This window comes from uncultured Maribacter sp., assembly GCF_947495965.1.
In the GTDB taxonomy this organism is placed as follows: Bacteria; Bacteroidota; Bacteroidia; order Flavobacteriales; family Flavobacteriaceae; genus Maribacter_B.
Genome location: NZ_CANMBB010000005.1, coordinates 115,729 through 140,866, shown reverse-complemented (window position 1 = coordinate 140,866; position 25,138 = coordinate 115,729). Strand labels below are relative to the sequence as shown.

The 25,138-nt window shown below is 32.3% G+C and carries 17 protein-coding genes; 13 read left to right on the top strand and 4 right to left on the bottom strand.

Annotated features, from left to right (window positions below):
- The first annotated feature begins 1 nt into the window (after position 1).
- The 11 genes from Q0820_RS11545 to bglX all read left to right on the top strand — a co-directional run bounded on the left by Q0820_RS11545 (position 2) and on the right by bglX (position 17,370).
- Positions 2–1,099, top strand: coding sequence for a BT_3928 family protein (locus tag Q0820_RS11545; RefSeq protein WP_298487793.1), 1,098 nt, complete (start codon positions 2–4; stop codon positions 1,097–1,099).
- A 6-nt stretch (positions 1,100–1,105) separates the two neighbouring features.
- Positions 1,106–1,600: a TlpA disulfide reductase family protein gene (locus tag Q0820_RS11540; RefSeq protein WP_298487792.1), complete on the top strand. Its 495-nt coding sequence runs from the start codon at positions 1,106–1,108 to the stop codon at positions 1,598–1,600.
- A 5-nt stretch (positions 1,601–1,605) separates the two neighbouring features.
- Complete coding sequence (tpiA, locus tag Q0820_RS11535) at positions 1,606–2,355, top strand: triose-phosphate isomerase (RefSeq protein WP_298487791.1); 750 nt, start codon at positions 1,606–1,608, stop codon at positions 2,353–2,355.
- A gap of 78 nt (positions 2,356–2,433) precedes the next feature.
- A complete protein-coding gene (gene prmA, locus Q0820_RS11530) occupies positions 2,434–3,270 on the top strand; it encodes a 50S ribosomal protein L11 methyltransferase (RefSeq protein WP_298487790.1) in 837 nt (278 codons plus the stop codon).
- 21 nt (positions 3,271–3,291) lie between these two features.
- Positions 3,292–3,567, top strand: a complete 276-nt coding sequence (locus Q0820_RS11525; protein WP_298487789.1) for an ATP-dependent Clp protease adaptor ClpS — start codon at positions 3,292–3,294, stop codon at positions 3,565–3,567.
- Positions 3,568–3,622: 55 nt separating this feature from the next.
- Positions 3,623–6,427, top strand: a complete 2,805-nt coding sequence (locus Q0820_RS11520; protein ID WP_298487788.1) for a triple tyrosine motif-containing protein — start codon at positions 3,623–3,625, stop codon at positions 6,425–6,427.
- 239 nt (positions 6,428–6,666) lie between these two features.
- Positions 6,667–9,750, top strand: a complete 3,084-nt coding sequence (locus tag Q0820_RS11515) for a TonB-dependent receptor (protein WP_298487787.1) — start codon at positions 6,667–6,669, stop codon at positions 9,748–9,750.
- Positions 9,751–9,761: 11 nt separating this feature from the next.
- Positions 9,762–11,231: a RagB/SusD family nutrient uptake outer membrane protein gene (locus tag Q0820_RS11510; RefSeq protein ID WP_298487786.1), complete on the top strand. Its 1,470-nt coding sequence runs from the start codon at positions 9,762–9,764 to the stop codon at positions 11,229–11,231.
- Between the two features lie 19 nt (positions 11,232–11,250).
- Positions 11,251–13,344: a hypothetical protein gene (locus tag Q0820_RS11505; protein WP_298487785.1), complete on the top strand. Its 2,094-nt coding sequence runs from the start codon at positions 11,251–11,253 to the stop codon at positions 13,342–13,344.
- A gap of 11 nt (positions 13,345–13,355) precedes the next feature.
- Entirely contained in the window at positions 13,356–14,981 is a 1,626-nt protein-coding gene (locus Q0820_RS11500) for a glycoside hydrolase family 16 protein (protein WP_298487784.1), read from the top strand.
- A 100-nt stretch (positions 14,982–15,081) separates the two neighbouring features.
- The gene (gene bglX, locus Q0820_RS11495; RefSeq protein ID WP_298487783.1) at positions 15,082–17,370 is read left to right on the top strand and encodes a beta-glucosidase BglX; all 2,289 of its coding nucleotides are present in this window, start codon (positions 15,082–15,084) and stop codon (positions 17,368–17,370) included.
- Between the two features lie 51 nt (positions 17,371–17,421).
- Here bglX and Q0820_RS11490 read toward each other — a convergent pair whose 3' ends face one another.
- From Q0820_RS11490 to Q0820_RS11475, 4 genes are all read right to left on the bottom strand, one after another.
- Positions 17,422–17,835 carry a DUF6691 family protein gene (locus tag Q0820_RS11490; protein WP_298487782.1) on the bottom strand — a complete coding sequence of 138 codons (414 nt, stop codon included), beginning with the start codon at positions 17,833–17,835 and terminating at the stop codon, positions 17,422–17,424.
- Positions 17,836–17,838: 3 nt separating this feature from the next.
- A complete protein-coding gene (locus Q0820_RS11485) occupies positions 17,839–18,396 on the bottom strand; it encodes a YeeE/YedE thiosulfate transporter family protein (protein ID WP_298487781.1) in 558 nt (185 codons plus the stop codon).
- Between the two features lie 105 nt (positions 18,397–18,501).
- Positions 18,502–18,723 (bottom strand): hypothetical protein, encoded by a 222-nt coding sequence (locus Q0820_RS11480; protein WP_298487780.1) that lies wholly within the window; start codon positions 18,721–18,723, stop codon positions 18,502–18,504.
- A 299-nt stretch (positions 18,724–19,022) separates the two neighbouring features.
- Positions 19,023–20,642, bottom strand: a complete 1,620-nt coding sequence (locus Q0820_RS11475; RefSeq protein ID WP_298487779.1) for a hypothetical protein — start codon at positions 20,640–20,642, stop codon at positions 19,023–19,025.
- A gap of 452 nt (positions 20,643–21,094) precedes the next feature.
- Here Q0820_RS11475 and Q0820_RS11470 point away from each other — a divergent pair, with 452 nt between their 5' ends.
- Positions 21,095–22,858 (top strand): arylsulfatase, encoded by a 1,764-nt coding sequence (locus Q0820_RS11470; protein WP_298487778.1) that lies wholly within the window; start codon positions 21,095–21,097, stop codon positions 22,856–22,858.
- A 3-nt stretch (positions 22,859–22,861) separates the two neighbouring features.
- A complete protein-coding gene (locus tag Q0820_RS11465) occupies positions 22,862–25,129 on the top strand; it encodes a family 43 glycosylhydrolase (protein WP_298487777.1) in 2,268 nt (755 codons plus the stop codon).
- Positions 25,130–25,138 lie beyond the last annotated feature (9 nt).

The window sequence follows — 25,138 nt, the reverse complement described above, 5'->3', positions numbered from 1 at the left end:
TATGAAATATTTAGTTGGTTTTTGTAGGTTGTTTGTTGGGGTTCTTTTTATAATAAGTGGATTTATAAAGTTAAATGACCCCGTAGGGTTTTCTTTTAAACTGCAAGAATATTTTAGCGAAGCAGTTTTAAATTTAACTTTTTTAGAACCTTATGCATTATGGATATCTATAGGTGTAGTTATTTTTGAAATACTTCTGGGAGTAATGCTCTTGGTTGGTTTTCGTGTAAAATTTACCATGTGGAACCTTCTATTAATGATTGTTTTCTTTACTTTTTTAACATTCTATTCTGCATATTTTAATAAAGTTACAGATTGTGGTTGTTTTGGAGACGCTATAAAACTAACCCCTTGGGAGTCTTTTTCTAAAGATATTGTTTTATTAATTTTAATAGTATTTCTTTTTATAAAGAGAAATTTAATAACGCCATTATTTAGACCTTACCCTAATAGAATTGCAGTTGCAATAGCTTTAATACTATGTGTTGGTTACGGATATTATGTTTTAAACCATTTACCAGTCATAGATTTTAGGCCATATAAAATAGGAGCAAATATTAAAGAAGGTATGATGGTTCCTAAAGGAGCTCCAGAAGCTGTTTTTGATTATGCTTGGAAATTTAAGGTTAATGGAGAAGAGGAAATACACCATACCAAAGGAGATTATCCAACTGTTGCAGGAGACTTTATAGATGTAGAAACAACAGAAATTCAAAAAGGATATGAGCCACCTATACACGATTTTACTATAGAGCAAAATGGAGAGGATTTTGCAGATTCTTTATTGCAAGAACCTAAATTGGTAATGGTAATTGCGTATGATTTAAGAAAAACGAATACCGATTTTTACGTAGAAATAAAAGAAATGTCTGTTGCAGCAGAGAAAAAAGGGTATAAGGTTATAGGTATGTCTGCCTCTGGGCCAAAACAAACACAGGAAATTAGTAAAGCATACAATTTAGAGTTTCCTTTTTACTTTACAGATGAAATTACTTTAAAAACAATTGTGCGTTCTAATCCAGGAGTTTTAGTTTTAGAAAAAGGAACAATAAAGCAGAAAGTGCATTATAACGATTTAGAAGAACTAGTTTTTAATTAATTACTTATGAGAAAAATTTTAATAGGACTTGTTTTTTTATATGCAAATTTAATGAGCATTAATGCTCAAGAAAAAACTTTTTCAGAAAAGGCTTTACAAGATAAATTAGTTAATTTAAAAGGAGGAGAAGATACTTTTGAAGATGTTTTAGAGGCATTTAAAGGTAAAGTTGTTTTAATAGATATTTGGGCTTCTTGGTGTAAAGATTGTGTTGTTGGTATGCCTACAGTAAAGAAACTGAAAAATGATTTTAAGGAGGTGCCTTTTCTATATATATCTTTAGATAGAACAAAAGAAAGTTGGAAGAAAGGAATAAAAAAATTAGGAATAGAAGATGGAACCCATTATTGGGCAAGTAAAGGATGGAAGTCCGATTTGTTTACTGCTATAGATTTGGATTGGATTCCTCGTTATATGGTGATAGATAAGGATGGTACCATAAAGTTATATAAAGCCATTAAGGCAGGAGATAAAGAGATTATAAAACAACTTACAAAATAAATAAAATGAGAAGTAAAATAGTAGCCGGAAATTGGAAAATGAATAAAAATTTAGCAGAAACAGAAGCTTTATTAACAGAGCTTGCAGCTAAATTACCAGATACTAATGCAGAAGTTATGGTAGCACCTACTTTTGTAAATTTAGCATCTGCAGTACATAGCTTAGAGTCTTCTACAATTAACGCTATAGCACAAAACATGCATTTTGCAGAAAGTGGTGCATATACAGGAGAAATTTCTGGAGATATGTTAGTAAGTATTGGAGTAGATACGGTTATTTTAGGACACTCAGAAAGAAGAGCTTATTTTGGAGAGACGGATGAAATTTTAGAGAAAAAAGTAAAAGCAGCTTTAGCTAAGAATTTGCGTGTAATGTTTTGCTTTGGAGAAGAGTTAGCAGATAGAAAGTCTGAAAACCATTTTAAAGTTGTAGAAAGCCAAATTAAAAACGCATTATTTTCTTTAGATGCTAGTGCTTGGAGTTCTATTATATTGGCTTATGAGCCAGTATGGGCTATTGGTACAGGAGAAACAGCTTCTGCAGATCAAGCACAAGAAATGCATGCTTTTATTCGTAAAACAATAACAGAGGCGTATAATGAAGAAATAGCAAACAATGTTTCTATTTTATATGGCGGAAGTGTAAAACCAGCGAACGCAGAAGAGATATTTTCTAAACCAGATGTAGATGGTGGTTTAATTGGAGGAGCTGCATTAGTTGCCGATAATTTTGTAGATATCATTAAAGCTATTTAGTTTTAGAATAAATATGTAAAAGCTGTTTAGGAGCTATCTTCTAAACAGCTTTTTTTAATACACTTCATGTACATAAGTATGGCAAATATCATATATATAGAATACGCTTTTACAGTTTTTCCTGTACAACCAACATCCGATATTTTAATTGCAGAATTAGGAGAAATAGGCTTTGAAAGTTTTGTGGAAAATGAAAATGGCGTTTTAGCATACATACAAAAAACAGATTGGAAAGAAGCTATGGTAGATGCTATTTCTATTTTAAAAAATGAAAACTTTAAAATAGCGTATAAAGTAAAAGAAATAGAACAAGAAAATTGGAATGCTACTTGGGAAGAGAATTTTAAACCCATACAGGTAGGAGACGCTTGTGTAGTTAGAGCTCCTTTTCATGATGCACCTAAAGTAGAATATGATATTGTTATTGAGCCTAAGATGAGTTTTGGAACAGGACATCATGAAACTACATTTATGATGCTTTCTCATATATTAGAAAATGATTTTATGGGAAAATCGGTTTTAGATATGGGTAGTGGTACAGGTGTATTAGCAATCTTAGCAGCTATGAAAGGGGCTTCTCCTGTAGAAGCTATAGATATAGACAATTGGTGTTATTTAAATGCTAAAGAAAATGTAGAACGTAACGGTTTTCCTAACATTCAGGTTTTTGAAGGGAATGCTAGTCTATTAACAGACAAAAAGTTTGATGTTATTATAGCGAATATTAATAGAAATATCTTACTAGAAGATATTCCTGCTTATGTAAAAAGTTTAAACTCTGGCGGTACTTTATTTCTTAGTGGTTTTTATTTAGAAGATTTAGATAGGATTACTTCTAGGTGCCATGAATATTCGTTAAAGTTTGAAAAAAACCTGGAAAAAAATAATTGGGTAGCTGCAAAATATGTATTTTAGTTGTAATAAAACTCTATTATTATGAGCACTAGAGAAGAACTATCAGAAGAATTATTACTAGAAGAAGAAACGGTAAAGCAAAACGAAATTGTTCTATTTAATGATGAAGTAAATACTTTTGATCATGTAATAGATACTCTAATTGCTGTTTGTGACCACACTTCGGAACAAGCTGAGCAATGTTCATTAATAGTGCATTATAATGGAAAATGCACGGTTAAAACTGGAGAGTTTAAAGATTTAAAACCGCGGTGTACACGCCTTTTGCAAGCAGGACTAAATGCCGAAATTGTGTAATCTTTTTTGTTTTATTTACAGATAAAAGCTATACTTTTAAGAAAATATATTTTCTTTGAAGCATAAGACTTTCTTACTTTTTTATTTTCTTTTTGTTTGTGGCTTCTCACAAGAGTTACCACCTATTCAAAATTATTCTGCGGTTACTTATGGTGGGGCCAACCAGAACTGGTCTATTACACAATCTAAAGAAAAATATATTTATGTTGCTAATAATAGTGGTCTATTAGTTTTTAATGGCGCTACTTGGGAACTTTATAGTTCGCCAAACGGTTCTGTTATACGTTCTGTTAAAGCAATAGGGGATAAAATATATACGGGTTGCTATATGGAATTTGGCTTCTGGAAAAAAAATAACCTAGGAGTTTTAGAGTATCAATCTATTTCTTCTAAGTCTAACATTTCTTTAATAGAAGACGAGCAGTTTTGGAATATTGTGGAATATCAAAATTGGATATTATTTCAGTCATTAAATCAAATTTATATATATAACACAAAAGATTCTTCTGTAAGAACAATAGCTTCGAATTCTAAAAGAGCACAAATTTTTAAAGTTGGTAAATCTATTTATTTTCAAAAAAGTGGAGTAGGACTCTTTAAAATAGATAACGGAACTGCGGTATTAGTTTCAGACGATTCTGTAATTAAAGAGAATAGTATTGTAGGTGTTTATTTAAAAGATAATGTGCTAACACTTGTTTCGGAAAAAGGAAAATTTTATTCTGTAAAAAATGGAAAATTAGAGCCTTGGGTTACAGATTTAGATAAACTTTCCAAAAAGAAAAAAATAAATATATATAGTACGTTACAGTTACAAGATGAAAGTTTTGTTTTGGGTACTATATCTAACGGTATTTACCAGGTTAATAAAGATGGAAAGCTAGTTAATGCTATAAATCAGCAAAAAGGATTAAATAATAATACGGTTTTATCCATTTTTGAGGATCAAGAAAATAACTTGTGGTTGGCATTAGATAATGGTATTTGTGTTATAAATTTAAATTCTCCTTTTAAAGAGTATATAGACAAGGTAGGTAACCTTGGCCAGGTATATTCCTCTATTGTTTATAAAAATTATTTATACTTAGGAACCAACCAAGGTGTATTTTATAAGAAAAATAATGAAGAAGAGGAATATAAATTTATGCCTAATACACAAGGGCAAGTTTGGGCATTACGTATAATTGAGGATAATTTATTTTGTGGACATAATAATGGCACTTATCAAATTACAAATAAGAAAGCCAAATTAATTTCAAATATACCTGGCACATGGGATATTAAAGCATTTAAGCATAATCCCAATTTATTATTACAAGGAAATTACCAAGGTATAAGTGTTTTAGAAAAAAAAGATAATTCTTGGATTTTTAGAAATAAAATTGAAGGTTTTGATATTGCTACTCGTTTTTTTGAATGGGTTAATAACACTAAAATTGTAGTTAATCATGAGAATAAAGGGGTATTTGTATTACAGTTAGATAAAGACTTTAAAAAGGTAGTGAAAACAACGAGTCAAGTACCCTTTGGTAGTGGTGCAAGCCTAGTAAGTTTTAATAATAAAATTATATACACTACTAGTGATGGTATGTTTTCTTTTAATAAGGATAAAGAGAGCTTTGATTTAGATAAAGAATTAAATCCAAAATTTTTTGAGAGAGAGTTTGCTCCTTTTGGAGTTTTAATTTCAGATACTACAAATAATCGTTTATGGGGTTTTTCAGATAATAATATTCTAAGTTTAACCCAATCACAACTAAATAATGGGTATGAGGTTGTAGAAATTCCTGTTCCAGCCTATTTTAGAAAAAATATGGGAGTATATGGTTTTGAATCTATTACACCAATTTCAAAAAATAACTATATAATAGGAACATCAAATGGTTATGTAACTCTAGATCTTAATAAATTAAAAGAAAAAACATATACTGTAAGCATAACCAAAATGCAAAAAAATCCAGGAGATGTTCTTCAACAAAATTTGCCTCTTAACAGTATACAAGAATTAGACTTTAAAGAAAATAACATTTCTTTTTCCTACAATGTGCCGGAGTATAATAAATATGAAGAGGTTACGTACAAATATAAACTCTCAAAGGAACATGCAGAGTGGAGTATGTGGACAAAAAAAACAGATATAAGTTTTGAAAACTTGCCCTATGGGGAATATACTTTTAGTGTAAAAGCAAAGGTAAATAACGATATAACGGAAGCAGTAAATAAAACTTTTATAGTGAATAGGCCGTGGTATTTATCATATATAGCATATATGGTTTATACCCTATTTTTTGCTTTAGTTGTTATAATTGTTCACAAACAATATAAGCGCTATTATAAAAGACAAGAAGCATTATTGCTAAAGGAAAATAAAAGAAAATTAAAAAAGAAAAAACAAAAGTCAGAAAGAAAGATTGTAGAAATTAAGAATGAAAAACTAAAAGATGAAATAAAATCTAAGAATAGAGAATTAGCATCTTCTACAATGAGTATTATTAAAAAGAACGAATTTTTAAATGTTGTTAAATCGCAATTAATTGAAGCAAAAACGCCGCAACAAATAAAAGGTGTTATAAGAACTATAGATCGTAACATTAATAATGCAGATGATTGGAAAACTTTTGAAGAAGCATTTAATAATGCAGATAAAGATTTTCTTAAAAGAATAAAAGAACTTCACCCAGAACTTACTCCTAACGATTTACGTTTATGTGCTTACTTAAGACTAAACCTTTCTTCTAAGGAAATAGCACCATTATTAAACATATCTGGACGTAGTGTAGAGGTAAAAAGATATCGTCTTCGTAAAAAAATGGGCTTAGAGCATGAAAAAAGCTTAGTAAACTATATTTTAGAAATATAACTAACCTCTACATACTGTAATTTTACCACAACATTACCCATACAAATGACTAAATAGGGTTATTTTTTTCTTTTTTTAAGTTGTGCTTAAAATTGCAAAGTTCCTTTTATTTTGGGCTTATTTTAGCATATTCGTATTTTAAAACTATAATTTTTGAGATATGTATATTTTATGTAGTGGTGAATTATTAAGTTTTAAATACAACAATATATATATTGCTACTTCAAAACTAAACTTATATGAAGCATATTGTATTATTAATTTTATTAGTGTTTTGCACTAATCTTATTTATAGTCAAGATCTTAAAATTACTGGAAATGTAAAAGACTTGGCTTATAAAGAACCTTTACCAGGGGTTAACGTAATTGTTAAAAATACGGTAAATGGTACTACAACAGATTTTGATGGGAATTACATACTATCTAATGTAAATATAGGAGACACTATTGTATTTTCTTATTTAGGTTTTGTTACAAAAGAAGTTGTTGTTAAAGATAACTTGGTACTAAACATTAATTTAAATGAAGATGTTAGTGCATTAGAAGAAGTTGTGGTAATTGGGTATGGTACGCAAAGCAAAAAAGAAGTTACAGGAGCTGTTACCGTTGTTGGGTCAGAAACTATTCAGGATTTAAACCCTACGCAAGTAGAGCAAGCTTTGCAAGGACAAGTAGCTGGGGTTAATATAACCTCTAACTCTGGTTCTCCAGGTTCAGGTCTTTCTATTAATATAAGAGGTATTTCATCTAACAATGTAGATGACTCTGGTAAATCTACAAGTAGACCATTAATTTTAGTAGATGGTAATGTTATAGAAGACTTATCTGTTATTAACCCAAATGACATTGAAAGTATTAATGTACTTAAAGATGCAACAGCTGGTATATACGGTGTTAGAGCTGCAAATGGTGTTATTCTAATAAAAACTAAAACGGGTAGAAAATCTACGCCACTAAAATTTAATTATGATGCCTATGGTGGTTACCAAGAAACTTCTAGAACTATTCCGGTTTTAAATGCAACAGAATATGCTGTAATTATAAATGAATCTTCTGCTGCCAATGGAGAGCCTATAGTTTATCCTAATTTATCAGGTTTAGATGAAGGTACAAATTGGCAAAATCAAGTTTTTCAAAAAGCACCAATTTTTAGTCATAATTTATCTGTAAACGGAGGTACCAAAAAATCTACCTATTCTGCATCGGCCTCTTTATTAACTCAAGATGGTATTGTGGGTGGTGCAAAAGCAAATTTTAAAAGGTATACTACACGTTTTAATGTTGTGCATGATTTGTTTAAAGATTTTAAAATCACTGCTAGTGGTATGTATACAGGAACTAACAGAAGAACACTTTCAGAAAATGCTATAGGGTCTGTATTATTTAATGCCTTAAATAACGCCCCAACCTTTGCGGTAAAAGATACTTTTGGGGCATTTACTTTAGCAGAAGGTTTAGGGAATGAAGTAATTAATCCTCTTGCGCAAATAGAGGATACTTTTAATTCTAATACAGTAAATAGAATTAGTGGTAAAATTGGAGCAGCATATACTTTTTTAAATGATTTTTCATTCGAGTCTAACTTTCAGTTTAATTACTCCGAAACTCAGAATAGAACCTTTACACCAATATTGTTTTATGGTTCAGGTAAAGTATTTAATAACATAAGAGTAAATGAAGCCGGATTAAATACAAGCAGATTATCTATCAATAAAAATATTTTTAGAGATAATACTTGGGATAACCTTTTAAAGTATCAAAAAACCTTAAACCAAAAGCACAATATAGCCGTGTTATTGGGTATGTCTACTTTTGATAATAGTGGTCAATTCTCAGGGGATACAGTTGGTTTTTATGATGAAAACCAAGACGTTAATTTAGTTACCGCAAATATAGAAGATGCGGAAGATGTAGAAAACGGTTTACAATTATCTGGCGCTAGTGGTAAATATAGAAATACATTATTATCTTATTTTACAAGACTACAATATAACTATGAAGGAAAATATATTTTTTCCGGAGTTATGCGTAGAGATGCTTCTAGTAATTTTGGTCCAGAAAATAAATTTGGATATTTTCCTTCTGCCTCTTTAGGATGGGTAGTGTCTGAGGAAAAATTTCTTACCAATAATAAACTTATTAATTTCTTAAAATTAAGAGGTAGTTATGGTGTAATAGGAAATGACAGAATAGAAAGTAATGCTTTTCAATCTGTATTAGGAGGAGAGGGTGTTTATGTTTTAAACGGCACAAGAGTATTTGGTATTGCTGCTTCAAGGTTAGCAAACCCAGAAGTAAAATGGGAAGAACAAAAAACACTAGATTTTGGTATAGATATTAAACTGTTTAATAGTACTGTAGATATTACTGCAGATTATTTTAAAAGAAGAACAGACGATTTATTAATTGAAACTCCGGTTTCTGGTATTTTAGGAGCTGCTGCTCCCGGAAATAGTTCCCCCATAATAAACGCTGGTAGTATGGAAAATACAGGGGTTGAATTTGCTGTAGGATATTCTCCAAAACCTGTAAACGATTTTTCTTTTGGAATAAATTATAACTTTACTTTTTTAAAGAATGAAGTAACCAATTTACCAGAAGGGGTTTCATTTGTTCCAGGGGGCTCTTTTGGGGTTGGTCAAGACTTTCCTGCAAGAATGGAAGTTGGTAAACCAATAGGGTATTTCTTTGGATTACAAACCGATGGAATTTTTCAAAACCAGGCAGAAGTAGACACACATGCTGTTCAAGCTAATGCTGCTCCTGGAGATTTAAAGTTTGTAGATATTAATAACGACGGTGTTATAGATACAGATGATAGAACAGATATTGGAGATCCAATTGCTGATGTAACTATGGGATTAAGTTTATCCGCTTCCTATAAAAATTTTGATTTTAGTGCTTATACATTTGCATCTATCGGAAATGATATTGTTCGTAATTATGAACGTAACCAGGCCTTAGTAAACAAATCTGTATACACATTAAATAGATGGACAGGCGAGGGGTCTACAAACACCCACCCAAGAGTAACTACTGGTGCAACATCTAACACTAACTTTTCTAGCTTTTATGTAGAAGATGGTTCTTTTGCTCGTATTCAAAATGTGCAATTAGGGTATACGTTATCACAAAAAACAATAGATCGGGTTGGTATAGATAAACTTAGGTTTTACGTATCTGTAAATAACCTTTACACCTTTACAAAATATACAGGCTACGACCCAAGTGCATCCTCTGGTTCACCAATTGGTGCGGGTATTGATCAAGGGTTTTATCCTGTTCCAAGAACTTATTTATTAGGACTTAACCTTAAATTTTAAAAGCGATGAAAATGAGATATAAAACAATAAAATCTTTAGTTGTCCTTTTTGTATCAGCTTGTATAGCTATATCCTGTGGGGATGATTTTGTAGATGTAGATGCTTTTGATGAAAATTCCGAAGACTTTTTTAATTCCGAAGAAGATTATCAAGACGCCTTAGTAGCAGCTTATGATTTATTACAATCTACCTACTTAAATGTGATGTTAGGAGAAATAGCTTCAGATAATACTTTGGCAGGTGGTGAAAGTGCTACCGATGTACCTGGAATACAAGAGGTTGATGACATGATACATACACCAGTGAATTCTCAAATAAGAGACATTTGGGGATGGATGTTTGCTGGTGTTAATAGAGCAAATTATGTATTAGAGTTTAAGGATAAAACAGATTTTTCAGGAAAAGAGAGCGTAATTGCCGAGGCTACATTTTTAAGAGCCTACTATTATTTTGAACTTGTAAAATGGTTTGGAGATGTTCCTTTGTCTGTAGATGAGCGTTTACTTTTTGGAGACCAAAATACAGTAGAAAGAACACCTAAGGCAGATGTTTATGCTCAGATTGAAATAGATTTAATTTTTGCAGCACAAAACTTACCAAGTACCCAAACAGATGTAGGCAGGGCTACAAAAGGTGCTGCACAAGCTTTATTAGGTAAAGTTTACTTGTACCAAGATAAATTTACAGAAGCTGCAGATGTTCTGGACGAAGTTATTGCTACTGGGCCTTATGATTTAGTAACAGATTATAACGCTATGTTCGAGTTTGAAGGAGAGAATAATATAGAATCTGTTTTTGAAGTGCAATATACAGATGAAGAAGGTGCAGGCTTTGACTGTTTGCAGTGTAGTGAAGGTAATATTGCCGTAGGTTTTAATGGTATTCGTAATTATACGGGGCCGTTTTTCGAATCTGGTTTTAGCTTTAATGTTCCAACACAAGAAGTGGTTAATGCTTTTGAAGAAGGAGATATTAGAGAAGATGTTGCCATATTAGATATTGAATCTTGGGCAGCACAAAATGCAGGAGTTTCTTATGTAGAAGGTAATGAGCATACGGGTTATTATAACCGTAAATATATTTCTCGTGTAGGAGATTTAAATACGGGGGATGCTAATTTAACTAACCCAAATAACTATAGGGCTATTCGTTTTGCAGATGTATTATTAATGGCAGCAGAAGCACATAATAGAAAAGCCGCACCAAATGATACACAAGCCCAAGCCTATTTAAACAGAGTGCGTACAAGAGCTACCTTAGATAATGTTACCACTACGGGAACTAATTTAACAACAGATATTTATAATGAACGTAGAGTAGAATTGGTTGGCGAAGGGCATCGTTTTTTTGATTTAGTTCGTACAGGTAGGGCAGCGCAAGAAATAGATGGGTTTACTGCAGGAAAAAATGAAGTTTTCCCGATACCATCTATAGAGATAGAGTTGGCGGGAAATAGATGGAATCAAAACACTGGCTATTAATATTCTAAACTAAGAAAAAATGAAACATATAAAACAAATACTAATATTTATTATAGTAACGACTGTATTTAATGCATGTACAGAAGAAGAAACATCGTATGCACTTCAAAATATTTCTGCACCAGTTAATGTGCAGGCCACTTTTAATATAGCTCAAGATGATTCGGGAAATATAAGTGTGTCTCCAACCGCAGAAGGAGCAACAACTTTTGAAGTTTATTTTGGAGATACAGATAGTGAAACCGCTACAGAAGTATCCCCTGGAAATGCAACAACACATACGTATAGCGAAGGAGTTTATAATTTAAGAATCGTTGCAATTGGTGCAACAGGGTTAACAAGTGAATTAAGTAAAGAAGTTATTATTTCTTTTGCTGCACCAACAGATTTAACTATAGGTACATTAGTAACCGCAAATTCTTTAGAAGTAACGGTAAATCCAGAAGCTACAAACGCAACTATGTTTGATGTTTATTTTGGTGATGTTGCAGATGAAGAACCAACTTCTATATTAGTTGGAGAAAATGCAGTTCATGAATATGAAATGGCTGGAGAGTATACAATAAGAGTTGTAGCAAAGGGAGCAGGAGCAGCAACTGTAGAAGGAACAAAAGATATTATTTTAGAAGCACCCAATACAGCAAGTGCTAGTGATTTTATTGGTACATGGAAAATGGCATCAGAAGCAGGTTCTTTAGGAGTAGGTCCAGCAGTAGGAGATATAAGTTGGTTTTCTGTAGATGAACAAGGGTTAATAGATCGTGCTTGTTATTTTGATGATGCTTATGTTTTTGGAGAAAATGGGTCTTTTATGAATGTTTTAGGAGTAGAGTCTTGGATAGAGCCATGGCAAGGAGGAGGAGATGCTTGTGGAGCTCCTGTTGCACCTCATGATGGTACTATACCAGCAACATATTCTTATGATGAGTCTGCGGGAACATTAACACTTACTGGTGAAGGTTCTTATTTAGGGCTTGCAAAAGCTAATAATGAAGGGGAGCTTCCCAATGTAGCAGTTCCAGCCTCTATAACCTATACTGCTTCTTTATCAGAAGATAAGAATACAATGAATGTTTATATAGAGTCGGGCGCAGGAGTTTTTTGGCAATATAAATTAGTAAAAGATGTACCGTCCCCAATCATTGGAACATGGGTAATGGCTCCAGAGGCAGGTTCTTTAGGAGTTGGTCCAGCAATAGGAGATACAAGCTGGTTTGCAATAGATGATGAAGGAGTTGTAGAACGTGCATGTTATTTTGATGATACATATATATTTGGGGCAGATGGCTCATTTTTAAATGTTTTAGGTACAGATACTTGGTTAGAGTCTTGGCAAGGAGGAAGCGATGCTTGCGGAGCTCCTGTTGCTCCTCATGATGGAGTAGCAAATGCAACCTATATGTATGATGCTTCTACAGGTGCTTTAACGGTTAGCGGATCAGGTGCTTATGTTGGTATACCAAAAGCTAATAACGCAGGAGAATTACCAAATGTACCAGTACCAGCATCAATTATGTATACAGTTTCTTTTGAAGATAATGATACGATGAATATTTATATAGAAACAGGAACAGGTTCTGGTGTTTTTTGGCAGTATAAATTAATTAGATATGTTGCTCCAGAAGCTTCTCCAATTTCTGGTACATGGAAAATGGCTCCGGAGGTTGGTTCCTTAGGAGTTGGGCCTGCAGTAGGAGATACAAGTTGGTTTTCTGTAGATGAACAAGGCCTTATAGATCGCGCATGTTATTTTGATGACACCTTTGTTTTCTCAGAAAACGGTTCATTTACTAATGTTTTAGGTGCAGATACTTGGATAGAGTCTTGGCAAGGAGGAAGTGATGCTTGTGGAGTTCCTGTTGCTCCTCATGATGGTAGTATAACGGCAACTTATTCTTATGACGAAACAGCAGGAACTTTAACTATTTCAGGAGAAGGAGCATATTTAGGAATACCAAAAGCTAACAATGAAGGAGAACTTCCAAATGTAGCGGTTCCAACAACAATAACATACATGGTAACGCTTTCAGACAACAACAATACCATGAATGCTTATGTAGAGTCAGGTACGGGTTCAGGTGTGTTTTGGCAGTATAAACTTGTTAAAGAATAAATTAAAGGCATATGAAAACATTTAATAAAATTATGTACACATTTATATTAGCAATTTTATGTATTGCTTGTCAAGAAGAAGAACCTAACCTAGATATTTTAGAGATTCCTACAGGACTTTCTATTGTCGCTACACCAACAGAGGATGGTTCTGGAATGGTTAGTTTTAATGCAACCGCTACTAATGTTATTAACTACAAGTTTGTGTATGACGATGGTACCGATGCGGATATAGATTCTGATGGTCAATTAATTAAAAGGTTTACAAAAACAGGTTTAAATACCTATCTAGTTACTGTAGTTGCCTACGGCACTGGCGGTATAAGCTCTTCACAAACTATTGAGGTAACTGTAAGAAGCGATTTTTCGGATCCAGAAGCAATTGAAATTTTAACAGGAGGCACTACAAAAACGTGGTATTTAGCAGCATCAGAACCTGGTCATTTAGGCGTAGGACCTGCACGGGAAGGTATAGATGGAGATTGGTGGTATGCTAAATGGTATGCTGCAGCGGCATTTGAAAAATGCGGAACAGAAGATTCGGATTGTTTGTGTGATGATGAACTAACATTCTCTGTAGATGCCGCAGGCCAATTAACCTATGAGTTAGATAATAATGGGCAAACCTATTTTAATGGTGCACATGAAGCTGTAGCTGGAGGGTCAGAAGGTTTTGATTTTTGTTATGATTTTGATACTTCAGGGACTAGAAATGTGTCTATAGGACCTTCAGATGGTACGGTGCCGGAAGCAGAAACAAGAGGTACGCAAATGACTTTTTCAGACGGTGGCTTTATGGGGTATTATGTAGGTTCTTCGTCCTATGAAATTTTAGAACTTACAAATGATAGACTTTACGTACGTACTTACGATGCTTTAAATTCAGATTTAGCTTGGTATCATATTTTTTCTACTACCAAAGCAACGGCAGAGCCAGAAGATTTTGAATCTATTTTTGATGATTTAATTTGGTCTGATGAGTTTGATGTTAATGGTGCGCCTAATGCTGCAAAATGGGGTTATGACCTTGGTGCTGGTGGTTGGGGTAATAATGAGTTGCAAACCTATACAGACAATGCAGAAAATGTAATTGTAGAAGACGGGGTGCTTAAGATAATTGCTAAAGCAGACGGTTCTGGAGGATACACATCTGCACGATTAAAATCAGAAAATTTATATGAGTTTACGTATGGTAGAGTAGAGATTAGAGCAAAGTTACCAGCTTCGCAAGGTACTTGGCCAGCTTTATGGATGCTAGGAGCTAATTTTGATACAGTGGGTTGGCCAGCCTGTGGAGAATTAGATATTATGGAACAAACAGGAGGAGATAAAAACAGAACTTCTGCAGCTGCTCATTATCCAGCTAATTCAGGTGGTAATGCGCCAACAGCTTCTATAGAAAATACAACATCTACAAGTGAATTTCATAATTACACTGTAGAGTGGACTACAAAAGAGCTCACGGTGTTAGTAGATAATGAGGTTTTCTTTACACAAAATAACTCCGAAGATTTACCATTTAACCTAGACTTTTTTATGATTCTTAATGTTGCTATGGGAGGAACTTTAGGAGGTACTGTTGATCCTGGTTTTATTGAAGATTCGATGGAGATAGATTATGTAAGGGTATACCAATAAAAAAATGGGTATCTAATATATTCCTAAAAGAGGAGGAATCTTTCTGTAATGTTTAAGATTTCTCCTTTTTAATTTATAGTAGTTTTTAAGAATAAAAGCAATGAAAAAAAAAATTGTAACACTGTGTTTTATATTTTTATTATGCAATATAAATGCACAAGAAAAAAGGGGAGGCAATAAGGATTCTAAAGAAGAAATTAAACAAAAAGTGGCATCTCTTTTAAGTAAGATGACTCTAAAAGAAAAAATTGGTCAAATGAACCAGTACAATGGCTTTTGGAATGTTACAGGGCCTAGCCCAAAAGAAGGAGATGGAGCAAAAAAATACGACAATTTAAAATCTGGGCAAGTAGGTTCTATGCTAAATGTTCGTGGTGTAGAAGAAGTAAGGCGTGTACAAAAAATAGCCGTAGAAGAAACAAGATTAGGCATTCCTTTAATCATTGGTTTTGATGTTATTCATGGCTATAAAACAATTAGCCCAATTCCTTTAGCAGAAGCTGCTAGTTGGGATATGGATGCTATTAAAAAATCGGCTGAGGTTGCTGCAAGAGAAGCTGCTGCAAGTGGTATAAATTGGACATTTGCACCAATGGTAGATATTTCTAGAGATGCTCGTTGGGGACGTGTAATGGAAGGTGCAGGAGAAGACACTTATTTAGCAAGTAAAATTGCATATGCACGAGTAAAAGGTTTTCAGGGAGATAATTTAAGTGCTGTGTATACTATTGCTGCTTGTGCTAAACATTTTGCTGGCTATGGTTTTTCAGAATCTGGTAGAGACTACAATACCGTAGATGTTGGTACAGCAACATTACGTAATGTGATTTTTCCTCCATTTAAAGCGGCAATTGATGCAGATGTAAAAACTTTTATGAATTCTTTTAATGAGCTTAATGGAGTGCCAGCAACTGGTAATTCTTTTTTACAAAGAGATGTTTTAAAAGGAGAATGGAATTATAAAGGGTTTGTAGTTTCGGACTGGGGATCTATTAATGAGATGATAGAGCATGGATATGCAGAAAATAAAACTCAAGCAAGTGCAATTGCAGTAAATGCCGGTTCTGATATGGATATGGAATCCTATGCGTACGTAAATCATTTAGAAGCTTTAGTATGTAGTGGAAAAGTAGATGTAGAAAAGATAAACGATGCGGTAAAAAGAATTTTAACTGTTAAGTATGAGTTAGGGCTTTTTGATAATCCATATTTGTATTGTGATGAAAAAAGAGAGAAGGAGGAAATTGGGAGTGCTAAAAACCAAGCTGAGGTATTAGACATGGCTAAGAAATCTATTGTTCTTTTAAAAAATGAAAAACAATTACTTCCTTTGCCTAAAAAAGGGCAAAAAATTGCAGTAATAGGAGACTTAGCTCAAGATAAGAATAGTCCACTTGGAAGTTGGCGAATAGCTGCAGATGATAATACAGCAGTATCTGTTTTAGAAGGTTTAAATGCGTATAAAGGAAATAAAATTTCTTATGAAAAAGGGGTAGTCTTAGCCCATGGAAAAACAGATTTTACATTAGAAACAAAAATAAATAAAACGGACAGAGCGGGTATAAAAGAAGCAGTTGCTTTAGCTGCAAAAAATGATGTGGTTATACTAGTTTTAGGAGAAAACGGTTTTCAATCTGGAGAAGGAAGAAGTAGAACAAATTTAGATTTGCCAGGATTACAACAGGAACTTTTAGAAGCTGTTTATAAAGTAAATAAAAATATAGTTTTGGTCTTAATGAACGGTCGTCCGTTAGCTATTAATTGGGCTAATGAAAATATACCTTCCATTGTAGAAGCATGGCATTTAGGTACGCAAAGTGGTAATGCAATTGCTCAAGTGTTGTATGGCGATTATAACCCAAGTGGTAAGTTACCAATGACTTTTCCTAAGAGTGTTGGGCAAATTCCTATTTATTATAATTATAAAAGCACTGGAAGACCAAAAATTCCTGCTCCAAATATGGTTTTTTGGTCGCATTATATAGATGAAACTAATACTCCTTTATATGAATTTGGATATGGATTAAGTTATACAAATTTTAAATACAGTAATTTAAAATTAACTAAAACCTATTTTAAAAAAGGAGAAAATATTACAGTTTCTTGTACGCTTACTAATACTGGAAAATATGAAGGTAAAGAAGTAGTGCAATTATATATTCAAGACAAATTTGCAAGTATTACAAGACCTGTGAAGGAATTAAAAGGTTTTAAAATAATTTCTTTAAAACCTGGAGAATCTAAAGATGTAAGTTTTGTTATAGACGAAAAACTGCTTCAATTTTATTCTGCAAATAATAAATGGGAAGCAGAAAAAGGAGAGTTTACTGTCTTTTTAGGAGGAAGCTCTAAAACAGTATTGGAAGATAATTTTAAGTTAATTAATTAATCGTTTTTTTTAAGTTTTAAAAGGCATCTAAATTTATTTTTTATGCCTTTTTTAATGTGGTAATTTACTTTTTAGTAAGCCATATACAAAAGTTCCTAGTGTTGCTGCAGCAATAACAATGAGCATACTAAAAACACCAGTTCCTAAAAGAATATACATTGGCCCTGGGCAAGCACCTGCTAAAGCCCATCCTAATCCAAATATAGTACCTCCTAGCAAGTAATTTATAAAACTTTTGTTCTTAGCAAGTATGTTTATTTTCTGCCCTTCTATGCTTTTAATTTTATATTTTTTAATAAGGTAAACAGATACAATGCCCAAACCTACTGCTGAACCAATAATGCCATACATATGAAAGGATTGAAATTTAAACATTTCAAAAATTCTATACCAAGAAACGGCTTCAGACTTTACTAAAATTATTCCAAAAAGAATTCCAACAAATAAAAATTTTAAAAAATTCATATTTTAAAAAATTAAGGGTAAAATAAAATGTGTCATTACCAATCCACCAATAAAAAATCCAATTACAGCAATTAAAGAAGGGATTTGTAGATTACTAAGTCCGCTAATGGCGTGTCCAGATGTGCACCCTCCCGCGTAGCGAGCTCCAAAACCAACTAAAAAACCTCCTATAATTAAAATGCTCATACCTTTTAAAGATAAAATGGCATCCCAGCTATATATTTCTGGTGGTAATAAAGTTTCCCCAGCGTTAGAAAATCCTAATGTATTTAAGTCTTTTATTGTTTCTATGCTTAAATCTATTGGTGCTCCGTTAGATAAAAATTGCGTAGCAATAAAGCCACCAATAATTGCTCCTAATACAACTACTAAATTCCAGCTGTAAGATTTCCAGTCTATTTTAAAAAAATCGGCATATTTATCTGCACCACCAATAGTACAAAGTGTTCTTAGGTTAGATGACATTCCAAAATTCTTTCCAAAGAGAATTAGAATTACCATTACAAGAGTAATTAAAGGTCCAGAAATATACCATGGCCAAGGATTTAATATATACTCCATAATTTTACTAGGGTTTATCTTAAAATATAAAAGGTGTATAGTTTAAACTATACACCTTTTATATTTTACATTTCAATGTAAAAATAAAATAATTGTTTTAATGTGTTATACTAAAGGCGCACCTTTAAGGCGTTTCTCTATTTTCTTTTTCTTTTCTGTTAAACGCTTCATCATATCCATTAACTCAGAATCTTTAGTTTCCTTATAAATTTCGTTAATTTCTAATATTAAAGCCTTTGCCTCTCTTGATGCTTCAACACGGTCACTAGTAGACATGTTGCTCATTTTTCTGGTTTCAAACTCAAGAGCTCTTTCCGTTAAATCCATAAATTAAATTTTTGCTAAAGTTAATATAATATAGAACATTTCCAAATATCATTGTAATTGTTACTTCTTATAAAGCTATTAGGTTTTTATATTTAAGGTTTTTTTAAGGGTATTGCAGTTGTGTGAATTTGATTTTAATTTACTGTTTTTTAGTTGTTTATGTATTTTTTGGGGTGTTTTTTGCATTCTTTTTTGTTATAAACAATAGATGTTGATAAAAGATTTTTCTATTTTATAGGAAAGAGTTTTGCGTTAAGAAATGATTAAAAAATAGGTTTTTTTGCGTTTATTGAGTTTTTTTAAAGGGAAGCAATATATTTTTCTAAATTTTCTGAACGTTGTAATCCAATTTTTTTACGTATTCTGGAGCGAGATACGTGTACACTATGCGCTTCAATATTTAAAATCCTGGCCATTTCTTTTGTGCCTAAATTTAGTTTTATAAGAGCGCAGTGTTTTTGTTCTGTAACACTTAATTTTGGGTGTAAAGTTTCTAACTTATTGTAAAAGGCAGAGTTAATACTTGTAAATTGCATATTAAAATCGTCCCATAAATCTTTAGATCCTTTTTTATATTTGTAATAAAGGTTTTTATATTTTTGAGAAGTTTCTGTTTTTAATACATCTAAAAGTTCATCAATAGCAGAATCTTTATCTACTAATTGTAGTGCATAAGATGTAAGCTCTTTACTTTTTAATTCTATTTCATTCTCACTCTTTTTCTTAATACTCTCCGCTTTTATTTGGGCTTCTTTTTTATCTAATAAGGTTTTTTTTAGTTTTAAGCGCATTTGTATAAAAGTATAAGAAACAATACTAAGAAGAATTAATAGTCCTAAAATTACTTTAAGACGAAACTGTATTTGTTCATTTTTTTCAATTAGTAAATTTTGTTGCTCTAATTTTGCGTCTTTTTCAAATATGTCTTTTAGATACGTACTTTTAATCTCAAACAATTCACTAATGGTGCGGTTTTTTATAGCTATTTTTTTACTTTCTAAAGTTCTGGCTTCTTCCATGTAATTGTATGCTACTCTTATGTTGCCTCTTTTCTTATAAACTTGTGCTAATTTATCTAAAGTGTAAATTTCTTTATCATTTTTTAAGCCAAGGTTGTGAATTAATTTTAAACTTTCTTTGTAGTATAGAGCAGCACTATCTAGTTGTTTTTGACTTTGCTTTAAATCGCCTAAATACATAGAAATATAAGGTCTGTAATCTATATTTAGGTGTTTTGTAGCGTTTCTTGCTTTATGTAAATATCTTTGAGATTCCTTATATTGACCAAGTTTTTGAAGTAGAATACCATGCTCTGCATCCCAAAAAGGCATTTCAAAGTTTTTCGTTGAGGATTTTGAATTTACAGTTAGGCAAGAGTCTAAATATTTTAGTGCTTTTTTGTAGTTACCTGATGTACGTTGCCTAACCGCTAAATACATATAACTAGAAATTGTAGTATTATAATTTGAAGAAGATTTTGAAATTTTTAAAGCTTCCTCTGTATTTGCTAAAGCTAGTTTGGTCATATTAAATTCATCATAGAGTCTTGCCAGCATTAATCTAGAATTTACCTGTAGTGTTTTACTATTATTAGAACTCATGTTTTTGGCATCCCATAAATAATCAAAAGACTTGCTATAATTTCCTTTTTTTGTTTGTAGGTTAGATAATAGTAAATAACATTGAATTATTTTATTTGTGTCCTTTTTAGCGTTAAAGAATGCAAGGCTTTCTTTTAAAATGCGTTGCGATTCTTGCAAGTTTGTATATTCCTTTCCAAATACTTTTTTTATTTGCCTTGTATAATATTTTGTAGAATCCTTTTGGTGTTTTTTTTGAAAAAAAATAGGACTCGCATATAAGTTATAGGAACTTAGTATAAGAAGATTAATAAATAATATCTTATTTTTTAGTTTCATTGTAGTTGTTTGGTGTTAGTTTTTGCAGAATCATAAATTTATAATTAATTAATTGTTTTTCACGATTTGTATATAATTTGTATAGTTTATTTTTTTAAATACTTGTGTTACTATAGGTAAATTTGTAGGAATATTTTTTTAATTTTTTAAAGGCGAGAGAGGTATTAAATACTCAAATTTTAGTTGTAGTTTTTTGTAATAATTGAAGACTTATTCTCAGTATTTCCATCTTTTGTCAACAGCGAAAAATTAATACTAGAGTCATTAATACAGCAAATTAGATCAATATTATTGTATAAATATTGAGGGCTTTTATTGTGTCATTTCTATGTGTTATTTTTTTAAAATAGTAGTTGCGCAATAGAAAATAAAATAGAATTTAGTTATGGGTGTTGTGTTTTTATAAGTGAAATCATTAAATAATATTACAATAAATGAGCATTGAAAATAAAATGAAAATTAAATTATTATATATACTATTTATTAGTGTAATAGGTTTTTGTTACGCGCAAAAGCAACCAAATATAATTTTAGTACTTACAGATGACCAAGGTATTGGAGATTTAGGATGCCATGGTAACCCTTGGCTTAAGACACCAAATATTGATAAATTTTATAAGCAAGCTGTTCGCTTTACAGATTTTCATGTAAGTCCAGTATGTACGCCAACAAGAAGTGCATTAATGACAGGGAAATATCCTATAAATAATGGTGCTTGGGCAACATATAAAGGTAGAGATGCTCTTTCTGAAGGAACAAATAGTATTGCTAAGTTGTTTAGAGAAAATGGTTATACAACAGGTATTTTTGGAAAATGGCATTTAGGAGATAATTACCCTGTAAGGGCTACAGATTTTGGTTTTGATGTTGCAATACATCATAAAGCTGGTGGTGTTGGAGAATTATCAGATTATTGGGGTAATAATTATTTTAATGATACGTATTATGTAAATAATAAACCTAAACCTTTTAAAGGGTATTGTACCGATGTTTGGTTTCAAGAAGCAATGCACTTTATTGCTGAAAATAAAGATAACCCTTTTTTTGTGTATTTGCCTACCAATGCCCCTCATAGTCCTCATTATGTAGAAGATAAGTATGCGCAACCATATAAGGCTTTGGAAGGAATCGAGTTTCCTAATGCAAAGTATTTTGGAATGGTGGCAAATATTGATGAGAATTTTGGAAAACTAGAAAAATTTTTAAAGAAAAATAAATTAGCAGATAATACCATTTTAATTTTCATGACAGATAATGGCGCTACTGGTGGCATTAGTAGAGATGAGAAAATGGGTTATAATATGGGACTTAGAGGAAGAAAAGGAGATAGAGTTGAAGGTGGTCATAGAGTGCCATTTTTTATTCGATGGAAAGATGGTAAGATTAAAGGGGGCTGGGATATTAATGTAACCACAGCGCATGTAGATGTTATGCCTACACTAGCAAAATTGTGTAATATTAAGATTCCTGAAACTACTATTTTAGATGGTGTAGACGTTTCATCTTTATTATTAAAAGAAGAGGAAAAATTAATAAACAGAACAATTTTTGTACACAATCGTCAAGACTGGAGGCCCCCTACAGATATAGAAAACACCTGTATTATAAATGATAAATGGAGGCTTATAAATGGTACAGAATTATATGATATAGAGAAGGATAGAATGCAAGAAAATGATGTGGCTAATAAATACCCAGCTATAGTGAAACAAATGTTACAAGACAACGCTACGTTTTTAAAAGCATCTAAAACTAATTCAGAATACTTTGAATTTCCTACTGCAATAATTGGAAATGATAATCAAAAAAATATAAAGCTAACTATACAACATGCAATAGGGGAACATGGCGGATTTTGGAAAAGCGAGCAAGTAGCCGAGGGATTAAAGAGTAAGAACAATACTCATGCTCTAAAAGTAGAAAAAAAGGGAGTATATAGAATATCTTGTAGAAGATGGCCTGTAGAATGTTCCGGTCCTATTCTAGGTGTTCCTCAAGTTAACCCTAAAAATTGGTTTACATATAAGGCAATTTCGCCTGAGAAAGTACGAATTAGTATTGCAAATCAAATTTTAGAAAAAGAAATAACTAATGAAGATGAAGAGATAAGTTTTGATGTTCATTTAGAAAAAGGAAAAACTTTTTTAATCAATGATTTTATGGAAGGAAAAGAAAAATATGGAGTGTATTATACTTATATAAAACTTATAAAATAAGTAATGAAAAAAAATATAATTACTTTTTTTTTATTTGGTTTTGTAATTGCAATGGCACAAAAACCTAAAGTATGGTTAATAAGTGATGGAGGAGATAACATAAACGATCCGGATGATATTTCTGCAGTAGCAAGTTATATCTTAATGTCTAATCATTTTGATACCCGTGCTATTGTAATGGCAAGTACAGTGCACCCATGGAACAAGAACACACCAAGTCAAGGTAAATGGGCACAAGAAACTTATGGAAAGGCCTATGCTAAAGATCTTCCAAACCTTAATAAATACATTGGAGGATATCAAAAAAGCTTCCGGTTTATGGAATCTTCTGTTAAAGGCATGGGTGAAAATTTTCAGTTGCAGGAAAACTATAACCTAAAAGACTACCCAAGTATTCTTGCGCTCTATAAAGAGTTAGAAAAAACCAAAGGTACCTTAAACATCCTATGTTATGGGCCACTTACAGAACAAGCCATTTTAGTAAGTTATTGCAAACGTTTAGGACGCATTGATTTGTTGGATAAAATAAGGTTTATTAGTCACTGGACAAGTTCTAACTTCCATGTTGGAACCCTTAAAAACCCAGAACACACTCACAATTGTTTAGGAGATCCAATTGCCTGCGATTATATAAAGAAAATGGCACTAAATGGCGATTTCAAATTCTATGAATGTGGAGGAATAGGGCAATATGGTATTGTTGAAGGCGGCCAAAAAGGAAAGGCCTATTTTAATCAATTTTATGAGAGTAATTTAGGGGCTATTTTCAGAGAGGGTAAATTTAATAAAAACCGTGTAGACGATTCAGATAGTGCTTGCTATTGGGCTTTATTAGGAAATTATGGAGTGAACTTAACTGACATATCGAACAACGGGCTCAACTTTCCTGAGACAGAAGAAAAAAACGAAAAAGCTTTTGCACTTCGTGCTAAAGATATGCGTAATGAACTATTAAGGCGATCTAATGCAGCTGCTGGGTATAATCCTAATGCCATTAAAGTAGATATAATGGTTCCAGAGCATGGTATGGCAGACCCTCATGCTTGGGTGGAAAACGATACGCTATGGTTCATAGCAGGTCATGACAAAAGTTGGGAACCCGAGGGTTCTTTCCCAATGGATCGTTGGGAAATTTGGTCTTCAACTGATCTTAGAACATTTAAATACCATAATAGCATTCATCCAAAAGACCTCTATATTGGAGACAAACCAAACTGTTGGGCAGGAGATATTACAAAACGAAACGGAAAGTATTATTGGTTCTTTTCTAATAGGAACATAAATACAGGTGTAGCGGTTGCAGATAAAATTAATGGCAATTATAAAGACCTGTTAGGTAAACCGCTATTACCTAAAGACATTATTCCAGGACACCCTTATGATCCAGAAATTTTTGAGGCTGAAGATGGAGAATACTACATCATTTTTGGAGCAGGCGTTTATTACATAGCAACGCTTGCTGAGGACATGAAATCACTTAAATCAGAGCCAAAAGTATTACAACTTTTAGATGAAAATGGGAAGTCATTTCACGCTGAAGATAAACCCACATTATTTAAACAAAATGGGAAGTACTATCTTGTTTTTGGATCCCGTTATGCTATGTCAAATAGCCTTTACGGACCTTATTATTTTAAAGGTAAATTCTTAGATGGCGGGCATACCAGCTTTTTTGATTGGCATGGTCAAAAATATGTGCTTCAAGAAAACCATGATATTAGTGCCTTTTATCGAGGCGCCAGTTTAAAACCTGTATTTTTTAATGAAAATGGTAGTGTTAGAATTCCTAAAAGCGATCGTTGGTACCCTGGCCCAGGGCGTCCATTTAAATTTGAAAATAGTACCATGGGTTGGAAGGCTTTAAACGGCACTAACATTTATATGAGCAATGGTACCTTAGTAGGAAATATACAAGAACCAAAGGCTATTGTTCAAAGCTCTCCATCGTTATTTACAAATACAAAAGGAGCCTCTAAGGTAATCATTAAAATAAAAAATAATAGTCATGCTAGTTTATTAAGAATTGCATTGTTCACTATAAATAAAACTAATAATAAAAATTTTTGGAGAGATGCTGCTACGGTTGTAGACTGGAATACCCAAGATTGGGTAGCTATACCTATCTCTTCAAACGATGGCGATTTTAAAACCTACACAATCCCATTATCAAAATTTAAAGCGGTTAACGAAAAGTTGATGCAATTAGCAATTCAGCCAGCAGTGAACACGTATAATGGTACTTGGGAAATAGATGAAATAATTATTAAATAACTAAACATT